Source organism: Sphingomonas sp. CBMAI 2297 (assembly GCF_029870595.1).
Lineage (GTDB): Bacteria > Pseudomonadota > Alphaproteobacteria > Sphingomonadales > Sphingomonadaceae > Sphingomonas.
The window spans coordinates 14,719-26,831 of the sequence record NZ_JAPDIR010000021.1 but is presented as its reverse complement, the minus strand read 5'-3'; the positions used below and the strand labels follow the sequence as shown (position 1 = coordinate 26,831).

The 12,113-nt window shown below is 70.4% G+C and carries 7 protein-coding genes; 3 read left to right on the top strand and 4 right to left on the bottom strand.

Features of this window, described 5'->3' with window-relative positions; genetic code table 11:
• A complete protein-coding gene (cobU, locus tag OMP43_RS20860) occupies window positions 1-507 on the top strand; it encodes a bifunctional adenosylcobinamide kinase/adenosylcobinamide-phosphate guanylyltransferase (RefSeq protein ID WP_280281477.1) in 507 nt (168 codons plus the stop codon).
• Between the two features lie 67 nt (window positions 508-574).
• Complete coding sequence (locus tag OMP43_RS20855; protein ID WP_280281476.1) at window positions 575-1,543, top strand: hypothetical protein; 969 nt, start codon at window positions 575-577, stop codon at window positions 1,541-1,543.
• Here the strand turns inward: OMP43_RS20855 and OMP43_RS20850 are convergent.
• Complete coding sequence (locus OMP43_RS20850; protein ID WP_280281475.1) at window positions 1,537-2,925, bottom strand: LytTR family DNA-binding domain-containing protein; 1,389 nt, start codon at window positions 2,923-2,925, stop codon at window positions 1,537-1,539. The two genes, OMP43_RS20855 and OMP43_RS20850, sit on opposite strands and share 7 nt — an antisense overlap.
• 124 nt (window positions 2,926-3,049) lie before the next feature.
• On the opposite strand from OMP43_RS20850, the gene OMP43_RS20845 reads away from it, so the two are divergent.
• Window positions 3,050-4,126 carry a serine hydrolase domain-containing protein gene (locus OMP43_RS20845; protein ID WP_280281474.1) on the top strand — a complete coding sequence of 359 codons (1,077 nt, stop codon included), beginning with the start codon at window positions 3,050-3,052 and terminating at the stop codon, window positions 4,124-4,126.
• Window positions 4,127-4,171: 45 nt separating this feature from the next.
• On the opposite strand, the gene OMP43_RS20840 is transcribed toward OMP43_RS20845, so the two are convergent.
• The 3 genes from OMP43_RS20840 to OMP43_RS20830 all read right to left on the bottom strand — a co-directional run bounded on the left by OMP43_RS20840 (window position 4,172) and on the right by OMP43_RS20830 (window position 12,095).
• Window positions 4,172-4,534 (bottom strand): EF-hand domain-containing protein, encoded by a 363-nt coding sequence (locus tag OMP43_RS20840; protein ID WP_280281473.1) that lies wholly within the window; start codon window positions 4,532-4,534, stop codon window positions 4,172-4,174.
• A 32-nt stretch (window positions 4,535-4,566) separates the two neighbouring features.
• The gene (locus OMP43_RS20835) at window positions 4,567-10,614 is read right to left on the bottom strand and encodes an autotransporter-associated beta strand repeat-containing protein (protein ID WP_280281472.1); all 6,048 of its coding nucleotides are present in this window, start codon (window positions 10,612-10,614) and stop codon (window positions 4,567-4,569) included.
• A gap of 734 nt (window positions 10,615-11,348) precedes the next feature.
• Window positions 11,349-12,095, bottom strand: coding sequence for a FadR/GntR family transcriptional regulator (locus OMP43_RS20830; protein ID WP_280281471.1), 747 nt, complete (start codon window positions 12,093-12,095; stop codon window positions 11,349-11,351).
• Window positions 12,096-12,113: the final 18 nt, after the last annotated feature.

Here is a 12,113-nt window from a genome sequence, read left to right as displayed (position 1 = left end):
ATGACCAGGTTGTTCGTCCTCGGCGGCGCCCGCTCGGGCAAGAGCCGCTACGCCCAGCAGCGCGCCGAGGCGTTGGCCGGCCGCCACGTCTTCATCGCCACCGCCGAGGCCTGGGACGCGGAAATGGCGGAGCGCATCGCCCGGCACCGTGCCGATCGCGACACGCGCTGGGAGACGGTGGACGCACCGCGCGATCTTGCCGCGGCGCTCGACGCCGCGAGCGGCACCGGGGCCGTGGTGCTGGTCGATTGCCTCACCTTATGGGCCAGCAACCTGTTGCTCGCCGATGCCGACATGGAGGAAGCGACCGACGAGCTGCGCGCGGCGATCGCGCGCTTCGACGGGGGGCTGATCCTCGTCGCCAACGAAACCGGCTTCGGGATCGTGCCCGACAATGCGCTGGCGCGACGCTTCCGCGATGCGGCGGGGCGGATCAACCAGGCGGTCGCGGCGACCGCCGACGAAGTGATGCTCGTCGTCGCCGGCCTGCCGATGCGCGTCAAATAGCCCTTTCGGAGCGTTGGAGCTGCCTGAAGCGCCGTGATATCGGAAAGGCGCAGTTCGGGAGTGCAGCATGTCCGCGCCAGTCAAGATCCTGCTCCAGACCACCATTCCTCCAATCGCCGACGATTGGAGCATCGCGCGCTTCTCGATGCTGCGCGATCACCTGGCCGGGCTGGCCGGCGACGATGGCGCTCCCGTCTTCGAAGTGACCGCCCGCGACCGCTCCGCCCCGGGCGCGCCCGATCCGGTGCTCTCCACGCTCGACCGGTCGGACTATGCGGCGCTCTGGCTGTTCGCGGTCGATACCGGCGACGGGCTGACCGCCGAGGATTGCGCAGCGATCGGCCGCTTCCGCCGGAGCGGCGGCGGGCTGCTGGTGACGCGCGATCACATGGACCTGGGCTGCTCGGTCTGTTCGCTGGGCGGCGTGGGCGCAGCGCATTTCTTCCACAGCCACAATCCCGATCCCGAGGAGGACCGCCGGGTCGACGATGATCGCGAGACCGGCGGCATCCGCTGGCCCAATTACCATTCGGGCGCGAACGGCGATTACCAGGAGATCGCGATCCTGGGCGACGTCCATCCGGTGCTGCGCGACGCGGAGGCGCCGGGCGGGCTCATTCGCTTCCTGCCCGCCCATCCGCACGAGGGCGCGGTGGGCGCGCCGGCGGACGATCCCTCGGCGCGAGTGGTGGCGATGGGCACCAGCAAGGCGAGCGGGCGCGCGTTCAACATCGCCGTCGCCTTCGAACCTTCGGAGCAGGGCGGCCCCGCCTGGGCGGAATCGACCTTCCACCATTTCGCCGACTATAATTGGGACCCCGCCAGCGGCTGCCCCAGCTTCGTATCCGAAGCGCCCGGCCACGGCCTCGCCGCTTCGCCCGAGGCACGGGCCTCGGTCCGCAACTATGCGCGCAACCTTGCCCTGTGGCTGGCCGGCCGCCTGCCCATCGACGCGCAGGCGCGACGGCGCGACCGCGAGCTGGACGAAGCGCTGAAGGAGACCTTCCCGGCCAGCGACCCGCCGGCGATCTACTGATCGCGCCAGGCCGCCAGCGCCGCGCGATAGGTGCGGCCGACCGGGATCGAGGTTCCGTCGACCAACTCGATCGGGCCGCCCCGGTGCAGCACCGCGACCTTGGCGCCGTTGACGGCGTGGCTGCGGTGCACCCGGATCAGGTGCGGCACCGCCATCCGCACGAGCGCGCCGAGATTGACGGTGACCAGCAGGCTGCGCCCGTCGGCGAGGTGGACCCGGCAATAATCGTCCTCGGCCTGGGCATGGAGCAGGTCACCGCTCGCGAGACGATGCTGCGCGGTGCCGTGCGGCAGCGTCAGATGCGCGGGCGTGGCCGGCCGCGGCGCCTCGGCCGCAGCCGCACGCCTCGGGAAAGCGGTGACGGCGAGGAAGGCGGCGGCCAGCAGATAATAGCCCGAATCGAGGAACCCCGGCACCAGCGACGCCCAGAGCAGCGCCATGCCATAGCCGCCCAGCGCCAGGCGCATCCGCCCCTGCCCCCAGGCCGCCCCAACCAGCGCGGCGCCCGCGCCGGCCCGCAGCGCCCATAGCGCCTTCGCATCCCAGGCCGGCAACAGCCACGCCGCCGCCACCGCCAGCGCCGTGATCCCCAGCAGCGCCGTCCGCGTCCGCCGCTGCTCCACCAGCGCGCGCGCCATCCATGCCAGCAGCAGCGCGGCGATCCCCGCGAGCAGCGCCACCACGAAGAGCCGGGCCACTTGCCAGGGATAGGCATAGGTCAGCATCAGCTTCGATGCCTCGGCCATAGCCTGGACCAGCACGACCCCGGCCAGCAGCGCGGGCGCGCGCCCGGTCCGCGCGAGCAGGTGGAGCGCCAGGATCGCCACCAGCAGCCCGAGCGCGATCAGCGTCGGCAGATACGCCCGCAACACGCCGCGCAACGGCTCCTGCGGCGGGCCGATCGCAAGCCGGTGCACCGGCCGGCCGACCGGCACCCAGCGATGATGCGCGGAGAGCCGCACCTCGACCAGATTGTCCCCCGCGCGCAGTCGCCCCCAGGGCACGGGGAAGCTGGCGGTGAACCTGCCGGGCACCTCGTGCGCGCGATCCGGGCCGACCCGGCCGTTGGCGCCGATCACCGCGCCGTTCCACCGCACCTCGGCGCTCGCCATCGCCGTCACGTCCACCGCCAGCGCCTCCTCCCGCCGCGGATCCGTGATCCGTACCACCCGCCGCATCACCGTGACCGGCGCGGCAAGCGACACGCCGGTCGGATCCCCCCAGCCGCACACGGCATCCGAGGGGCAGATCCACCACAAGGGAGCGGCCGATTGCGGCGCCGGCATGTGCCGGGGCCAGGCCGCGATCCCTAGCGCGGCCAGCCCCGCGAGCAGCAGGAACGGCGCGATCAGCGATGCGGGAACGCGTTCACCGAGCGCCACGAACGTTCACCGATTGGCGATGGCGATACGGCCGGGCCGATCGCAGGAATGGAAGGAACGCCCCATTGCGCGTTCCTGACGTTCGCGCCGGGATCGTGCAAGGGGGCCCAAGGGAGTATCGAGAGTGGAACATATCGATCGCCGCATGCTGATGGCCGGCATGATCCTGCTGCCCGTCGCCGCCCGCGCCGCGCGACTCGGGAGCGGTGCGGAGCAGGCCGGGCTCGACGCGCTGGTGCGCAAATGGGCGGACGAGCAGGGCTTCCGGGGCCTGGTCGCGCTCGGCCGCAAGGGGCATGCGACCGCGAGCAGCGCCCAGGGCTTCGCCAATGTCGAGAAGCGCCTGCCGTTCGATCTCGACGTGCCGATGGCCATCGCCTCGATCTCCAAGCGGATCACGGCGGTGATGGTGATGCGGCTCGTCGAACGCGGCCAACTCGCCCTCGATGCCCCGATCGCGCGCTATCTTCCCGCCTATCGCGAGGACAGCGGCGCCAAGGTGACGCTGCGCCACCTGCTCTCGAACAGCAGCGGCATCCCCAACCAGTTCGGCGCCGTGGTCCGCGCCCGCCCCGAGCTCTTCGGCAAGGACATGCCCGCCAGCGAAGCGGTTGCCCTCTTCGCCTCGGGCGACCCGGTGTTCGCGCCCGGCACCCGCTTCGACTATGCCCTGACCAACTGGATCCTGGTGCTGGCGATCCTGGAGAGGGTGTCCGGCAGGCGTTTCCCGGATCTCGCCCGCGCGCTGGTCACCACGCCGCTGCGCCTGCCCGCCACCCGCCTCGAGCATCTCGGCGGTTCGGCCTCCTATCGCACGCTCGATCCGCCCACCGTGTGGACTTCCCCCACCGCCGACTATCTCGCAGCCGGCGGCGGCTTCTACGGCACCGGGCGCGACCTGATGCGGTTCGGCCATCAGGTCTATGGCACTTCCTTCCTCACCCCGGGCTCGCGCCGCGCCCTCACCACGATCGAAGTGGCGTCCGATCACTATGCGCTCGGCGGCCGCGTCCGCGAGGTGGCGATCGCGGGAAAGAAGGTGCGCTGTGCCTGGGATACCGGCAATCGCGAAGGCTATCGCTCGGTGCTCGGCCATCGGCTCGACGGCGGCGGCACGGTCGTGGTGCTCAACAACACCGGCTATTCGCAGAAGACGATGGACGAAGTCGCCGAAGCGGCGCTCCGCCTTCAGGCCGGATAGTCGGGTGCCTTCCCCCGGCACACCCCGCCGGGGGAAGGCACGGAATCACGGCGCCTCGTCGGCGTCGATCACGCCATTGTGGTTGGCATCGGCCTTGTCGAACTTGGCGAGGTCCTCCGCGGCCAGCTCGGCCGGGCTGACATAGCCGTCGCCATCGGTATCGAGCCGCTTCAGGCGGCGATCGACCTTGGCCTGGTCCATCGCCTCGCCGCGCTTCTCCGCCGACTTGGTCATGAAGGCGAGCAGCTCGGCCGGGCTGCCCTTGCCGTCGCCATTGGTGTCGAGGCTCTTGAACTTCTTGGCCGAGGCCGCCTGGGCCTCCGCGCGGGTCTGGCCGGCCTTCTGGGCAAGCGCCTGGCCGGAGACCAGCAGCGCCGCCACGGTCACGGCGATCTTCACATTCTTCATGACGTCCATCCTCCTTGATGCTCCTGTCGTGATCAGAACCGGAAGCCGGCGCTGGCCCGGGCGCCGACGCTCGAGCCGCCGCCGCCCGTCTCGCCGCGCACCCCCAGGCCGAGCACGAAGCGCCCGACATCGGTCGAGGCATCCAGCCGGCCGGTCAGCGTGGTCCTGCCGAACTGCCCGCCGCTCGCCGTGAAGCCGTTGCCGGTGTCGATGAACCGGAACATCCGCCGGGTCTCCGGATCGTCGATATAGGAGCGGCCGCCGACATCGCCGGTCAGCGTCACGCCGCCCATCTTCGCGGTGCCGCGCAGGCCGTAGCTGGCCAGGCTGGTGGTGGTCCGCGCCTTGCCGGCAAGCAGCGCCGCCGCGCCGCCCCATTCCTGCGCCCGGTCGAACGTCGTCGCGTTCACGCTCGCCCCCAGATAGGGGCCGACGCGGGCGTCCTTTCCCAGCGGCGCAAGATAGGCCAGCTCGCCGAACGCAGTATAGCCATGGCCGTCATCGGCGCCGCTCAGCTGGTTGGCCAGGCCTCCAAAGGCCACCCGGCGGCCGGTCGAGAAGGTGTTGGACGAATAGCCCAGGCCGCCGGCGAAGCGCAGGCCGTGCAGCGTATAGCCGAAATAGGCGAAGGCCGAGTTGCTCACCAGCTTGCCGTCGCTGGCACGGGCATCCAGGCTGATGTCGTTGCTGGCATAGCGATAGGAGAAGCCGTAGCGCAGATTATCGCCGGTCATCTCGATGCCGCCCGAGAGCACCCGGCGGTTCGACTCGATCCCGGCCAGGCCGCCGCGCGCGCCGGCCTTGAGCTGGCCGACATCGCCCGCCATCCACAGCGTCCGCTTCTGCCCGCGCGGCCCGTCGATCCGGCCGATCAACTCGCGTGCCGCGTCATGCCCGTCGCGTGCCGCCACCGTCATGCCCGCCGCGAACACTTCGCCCGAAAGCTGGTCGAAGGCGCCGCGCGCGTCGGCGGCGTTGAGGCCGATCACCGCGTCGAACACCCCGCCCGAGCTCTGCGCGCCGACCGCCGCGGCGACCGCCACCTGGTTCGGCGTCTGCGCGACCGCGCCCAGGCTGACGTCGTTGCGCAACAGGCGCAGCTGCACGCTGGCCGCGTTGTAGACCAGCGAAGGCGTGAGGAACGCAAGGTCGGTGACGACGCTGCCGAACGTTCCCGTCACGCTCGATCCGGAGAGGATGGTATAGGTGGTGAGCGGCAGGAAGTTGGTCTGCCCCCCGGTCAGCACCGAGACGGCGCCGCCGTTGATCGTCACCGCCCCGGTGGCGATGATCTGGTCCGATATCCCGGTGGGCGACACTTCGACCTGATAGGTCGAGCCCGCAGCGAAGGTCAGGCTGCCGTTCACGTTCAGCGTGCCGATCGAGTTGCCCGGCGCCACGATGCCGGAAACGGTGAGCGCGCCGACCCGGCCCGAGCCGCCGATGCGGCCGGTCGCGCCGATCGTCACCGATCCGGCGAGCGAGCCGTTCACCACCAGCAGGCCGTCATTGATCGTCGTCGTGCCGGTATAGGTGTTGGCGCCGTTCAGCGTCAGCGTGCCGCTGCCCGACTTGACCAGGCGGCCGGTGCCCGAGAGCACGCCCGAATAGGCGGAGGCCCCGGTGCTGTTCACGGTCAGCACCGCGCTGCCGAGCGCGATGCCGCCGTCGCCGGCCAGGCCGCCTACCGTGGTCGCGAAATTCGCCAGGTTGACCGCGCCCGGCGCCGTCACGGTGAGCGTGCCGGTGCCAAAGGCATTGGCGACGCCCGCCGTCAGCGTGCCGCCGGTCACCGTGGTGCCGCCGGAATAGGTGTTCGCACCGCCGAGCGTGAGCGTGCCGCTGCCCGACTTCACGAAGCTGCCCGTGCCGCTGATCACGCCGGTGAAGCTGCTGGTCGTGCCGATGTTCGCGGCGAGCGAGCCGTTGCCGAGCAGGATGCGGCCCGCGCCGCTCAGGCCAGAGACCGACGCGGCGCCGCCGTTGACGTCCAGCGTCGCCCCGCTCGCGACGCTGAGCGCGCCGCTGCCGATCGTGCCGCCGTCGAGCCGCAGCGTGCCGGCCGAAACCGTCGTCGCCCCGGCATAGCTGTTCGCGCCGGCCAGGGTGAAGGTGCCGCTGCCTGCCTTGGTGAGCCCACCGCTGCCGCTGATCACGCCGGCATAGCGCGTGTCGGCATTGCCGCCGCCGGTGGTGAGGCTGCCGCCCGAAAGCGTCACGCGGCCATCGCCCGCCAGGCTGGCGACGGTCTGCGAGGCGGCGAGATCGAGCGTCGCGCCCGCCGCGATGGTCACGTTGGTGCCGGCGGGCAGCGCGCCGCCCACGCCCGCGCGCAGCGTGCCGCCGGCGATGCTGGTGGCGCCCGCATAGCTGTTGGCGCCGCCCAGGATCAGCGTGCCGCCGTCCAGCTTGCTGATCCCGCCGGTGCCGCCGATCGCCGCGCCGATGGTCGCGCTCACGCCCGGATCGACGCGGATATTGGTCTGCGCATCGGCCAGGCTCAGGCTGCCCGTGCCCGCCGCGATCACATAGCCGTCGGTCATGAACTGCATGCCGGTCACGCTGATCGCGCCATCGACGGTGACGGTGCCCGCCGCGCCCTGGAACACGGCGAAGCGGCCGCCCCAGCTGTCGTTCACCGTGCCGTTCGCATTGGTCCAGTTGGTGCGTGTGCTGGTCCAGCTGCCCGAACCGCCGCCGACCGCGCCGTTCGCGGTGGTGCCGGCGCCGTCCCAGAACTGAATCTCGGGGACGATATTGTCATAGACTAGGTTGACCTGGTGCCCCACCGAGGTCTGCAGGTTGATGTGCGGCGCGTTCGCGCCCGCCGGCAGCGCGCCGATCGTCAGGCCATTGTCGGTAAGCGTGCCGCTATAGTCGATCAGGCGATAGACGCCGATGCCGAAGCCGCCGAGATCGGTGACGTTCAGCGTGCCGGCGAGCGTGAGGTTGCCGTTGACCTGGATGTGGTCGCTCGCGCCCGCCACGTTCGGCGCGCCGAGCCCCATGTCGAGCACCGAGCCCGCGGACAGGACCAGCCCGCCGGTGGTGAGCGTTCCCGCGCCCGCCCCGCCGGCGGCGAGATGCGCGCCGTCGGCGATCGTCACCACGCCCGCCGCGCTGCCCGAGCCGGAAAGCGTCGCGCCGCCGGCGACGTTGACCGCGCCGGCGACGCTGCCGTCGAGCTGGAGCGTGCCGGCGTTCACCTGGGTCGCGCCTAGATAGGTGTTGGCGCCGCCGAGCGTCAGCGTGCCGCTGCCGGTCTTGGTCAGGCCGCCATTGCCGCTGGCGACGCCGGTGAAGCTGTCATTCGCGCCCAGCCCGCCGGTGGTCAGGTTGGCGCCGAGCAGCACGCTGCCCGCGCCGTTCAGGCCGCCCACAATCTGGTTCGCGCGAATGTCGAGCGTCGCGCCGGCGGCGACCGAGACGTTGCTCGTTGCCGGCAGCGCGCCGCCGTTCAGCGCCACCAGCGTGCCGCCCTGCACATTGGTCGCCCCGGCATAGCCGTTCGCGCCGGCAAGGATCAGCGTGCCGGCATCGTTCTTGATCAGGCCGCCGGTTCCGCCGATCGCCGCGCCGATCGTGGCGGTCAGGCCGGGATCGACGCGGATGTTGGTGAGCGCGGTGTTGGTGGTCAGCGTGCCGGTGCCGGCGGCGATCACATAGCCGTCCGTCATGAACTGCGCGCCGGTGAACAGGATCGCGTCGTCCACCGTCACCGTGCCCGCCGCGCCGCCGAACACGCCGAACGCGCCGGCCCAGCCGGTGTTGTTGGTGCCGGTCGCGTCGGTCCAGTTGGGGAAGCTGTTCGTCCAGCTGCCGCTGCCGCCCTGGGCCACGCCGTCACCCGAATTGTCGGTGCCGTCCCAGAACTGGATCGTGGCCGCCGCCGGGGTGCCGTAGATCAGGTTCACCTGGGTCGCGACCGAGGTCTGGATGGTCATCAGGCCGCCATTGGCGCCGGCGGGCACGCCGCCGATCGCCAGGCCGTTGTCGGTGAGCGCGCCGGTATAGTTGATCAGCCGGTAGACGCCCTCGCCGAAGCCGCCGACGTCGTGCACGTTGAGCGTGCCGTCGAGGACGAGGTCGCCGTTCACCTGGATGCGGTCGCCCGTGCCCGGGGCGGCGAGGTCATAGTTGAGCACCGAGCCGGCGGACAGGATCAGGCCGCCGGTGGTGAGCGTGCCGACCCCGCCATTGCCCGGGGCGATCGTCGCGCCCGAGGCATCGAGCACCCCGCTCACCTGGCCCGCGCCGGAGAGGGTGGTGCCGGCCGCCATGGTCACCGCGCCCGACCAGAGGCCGGAAAGCGCCACGCCGCCGCCGGTGACGGCGAGCACGCCGTTGGTGGTGTTCTGGCCCGACAGGGTCAGCGTGCCGCTGCCCACCTTGGTCAGCCCGCCGCCGATGCCGGCGACACCGCTGTTCAGCCCGCGGACGACGCCCGAGAAAATCGTGTCGCCGCCGAGCCCGCCGGTGGTGAGCGTCGCGCCGACGTTGCGGCCGGTATCCACCGTGCCGCTGCCCGAAAGATTGCCGATCGTCTGGTTGTAGCCGATCAGGGTGCTGCTGCCGGAACCATCGACGCCGTTCAGGTCGAGCGTGCCGCCGCTGCCCAGGATCACCGCCGAATTGGCCGAGAAGCTGTTGGCGAGCAGGCCGGTGCGCAGCATGCCGGTGCCGCTGATGATCGTGTCGCCGGAATAGCTGTTGGCAGTGGTCAGCGTCAGGTTGCCGCTGTTGACCAGTTGCAGGCCGCCGGAGCCGCTGATCGCGCCGGCGGTCTGCAGGTTGCGCGTGCGGTTGTAGATCAGCGTGCCGTTGTTGAGGATCGTGCCGCTCACCGAGCCGCCGCTGCTGGTGTCATAATCGTCGAAGCGCAGCGTCGCGCCGACGGCGATGGTGGCGCCGTTCGCCAGCATCTGGCTGTTGATGATGCCCCAGGTGCCGCCCTGCACGTTCAGCGCCTCGAAGTAGCTGGCGTTCACCAGCACCTGCGAGCCGGTGCCGGTGAGGTTGAGGATGTCGGTGACGGTGGTGCCGGAGACCGGATCGCCGTTCCAGCCCACGAGGTTGCCGTTGATCGTCGCGCCGGTCTCCACCGTCAGCGTGTTGGTGACGTTGGTGTTGGTGGCCGGCGCGCCGCCGAAGGTCACGGCGTTGGTGGAGGCGCCGGTGGTGGTGCTGCCCGCTGCCAGCGTCACGCTGTTGACCGTGTTCAGGCCAAGGTTGATGCGGATCGCCTCGCGCCCCAGGGGGCTGGAGCCGCTGCTGACGCCGCCATTGGCGCTGCCGCTGATCGTGCCGCGGTTGATGATCGTGGTATTGCCCGTGCCGAACACGCCGAACGCGCCGGTGATCACGCCCGTCGCCTCGTTGGTCAGCATCAGGGTGCCGCCATTATGGCCGCGCACGCCTTCGCCCTGGCTGGAGGCCGCGCCGTTGAGCATGCCGGTGCCGGTGATGGTTCCGGCATTGGTGATCGTGGTCGTGCCGCTGCTCTGGATGCCCTGGGCGCCGGTGATCGCACCGCCCGCCTGGTTGTTCAGCACCAGGCTGGCCGACGCCAGGCTGAACTCGATGCCCTGCGGCGCCGCGCCGCTGAAGGCGGTGCCCTGGGACAGGCTGATGATCGTGCCGGAATTGGTGATGGTGACCACGCCGGTGTCGGGCCCCGTGTCGCCGGTCGAGCCTTCGGCGAAGCGGATCGCATCGTTGTTGGCGCGGATGATCCCCGTGTTCACGATCGTCGCCGTGCGATCGAGGGTTCCGGCGGGCGCGCTGTTGATCGCGCGGCCGGCACCGGTGGCGTCGGTCGATTCGATCGTGCCGTTGTTGGTGACGACGACGCCGGTGCCCGTGCTTGCGCCGTTGATGTTGACTGCCTGGCTGGTGCCGGCGGGCGTCGTGATGGTGCCGGTCGACGTCACCGTCACCGTACCGGCACCGCTGACACTGACGCTGGTCGTGCGCGTGTTCGACACCGTGGTTTGCGCAAAGGCCGTGCCGGGCAGCGCCACGAAGCAGGCCGAAAGGAGCAGGCGCGTGCGCATGCTGCGGGCGCGGATCGAAAAGGTCATGAGTCTTCCTCCCCATCGCGGCGTCTTCGGCCGCATCGGTCATCGCCAGTCGCCTGGCCGCTGGTGATTTCGTCAGGGCCCGCGCCGCGGCGCCCGCCCTCGCCGCCCCCCGGCGGCGTCGTGCCGGCTAGGCCGGCGTCGGCATCGTCGCTTGCACTCCCATCACGCACCTCTCTGCTCGTTTCCGGCTTTTCCCGGCCTGGACGGTCCGGTTGCGGAATTATGAAGGATAAGGCCCGATCCCCAGTCCGGAGTCAATATAATTGCCAGTCCATTAATCCAAACAGGTATAGGTAATCTACAGGCAAATCGGCAGACAATCGGTTCGCAGCCACAGCGGTAGCCGAGCGGTCACGCGCAAGCGACACGCAACGGCAACCCGGCGGCCATATGCGCCAGCCCGCCCGACGCACGGCCGCGCATGGTCAGGCCAGTTATCGCCAACCGATTCCGATTGTCCGGGGCATTTTGTTCGAAGCCGCCCGAGGCGACGGGCTCCCGCTAGGGTTCCGAATGAATATCCATTGCGCGTTTCAACATCCCAACCTCTCCCTGTACCGGCCTTTATCTGTCAGATGGCTTTGGTTACCGGTGTCATACCAATAGGGCGTAGTTTTGCGCAGGAGTCAAGAGACTGGTCAGGCCAACTTCGGGACAGGCGCGCACGGCATCGCGCCGCGGCTCGCGCGGCGCGATCGAGAGGCTGGGAAAACCGGCGCCGCGGCGCGCGCGGATCAGCTCAGCTGGGCGCTGATCAGGAAGCGGTTGCGGCTGGCTTCGGCCTTGCGGCGGAGCTCGAGGATCTCGCGCTCTTCCGAGGCCTTCAGCATCGCCTCGAGCAGGCGGCTGAAATGCTTGCGCATCGCCGTGCGCGCCGCCGCCGAATCGCGCTTCTTCAGCGCCTCGAGCACGGCGGCGTGCTCGTCGTGGCGGCTGTCCTCGTCCTTGCCGCAGACCGAGGCATGGAGCGCGCAGATCTCCGGTATCTCGGTGCGCATCCGCCACAGGCTGTTGATCACGAACATGATCGCCTGGTTGCCCGAGGCGCTGGCGATGGTGAGGTGGAAGGCGCGGTCCGCCTCGGTGGCGGCGGCGCTGCCCTCCTCCGCCTCGTCCATCGCGGCCACCAGCGATTCCAGCACCTGGATCTGCTCGTCGCTGATCGTCGGCGCCGCCAGCGCCGCCGCTTCCGATTCGAACAGCGAGCGCGCCTCGGTCAGCTCGAATGCGCTCACCACCGGCAGCGCACCCGCATTCTGCTCGCCGCGATCGCAGACATAGACGCCTGATCCGGTCTTGATCCGCACCAGGCCCTGGGCCTGGAGCGCGATCTCCGCCTCGCGGATCGTCACGCGGCTCACGCCCAGCCGCTCCGCCATCTCCCGCTCCCCGGGCAGGCGCGAGCCGGGAGGGAAAGTGCCCTCCGCGATCATCGCCGCGATACGCTCGGCGATATCCTGGAAGAGACGGCGTTCGGCCATGGAGATCCTCGGTAAGCT

Bases quoted from the DNA above. Each gene is read 5' to 3' on its own strand.
- cobU (WP_280281477.1), top strand. From the start codon at position 1: ATGACCAGGTTGTTCGTCCTCGGCGGCGCCCGCTCGGGCAAGAGCCGC.
- OMP43_RS20855 (WP_280281476.1), top strand. From the start codon at position 575: ATGTCCGCGCCAGTCAAGATCCTGCTCCAGACCACCATTCCTCCAATC.
- OMP43_RS20840 (WP_280281473.1), bottom strand. From the start codon at position 4,534: ATGAAGAATGTGAAGATCGCCGTGACCGTGGCGGCGCTGCTGGTCTCC.
- OMP43_RS20835 (WP_280281472.1), bottom strand. From the start codon at position 10,614: ATGACCTTTTCGATCCGCGCCCGCAGCATGCGCACGCGCCTGCTCCTT.
- OMP43_RS20830 (WP_280281471.1), bottom strand. From the start codon at position 12,095: ATGGCCGAACGCCGTCTCTTCCAGGATATCGCCGAGCGTATCGCGGCG.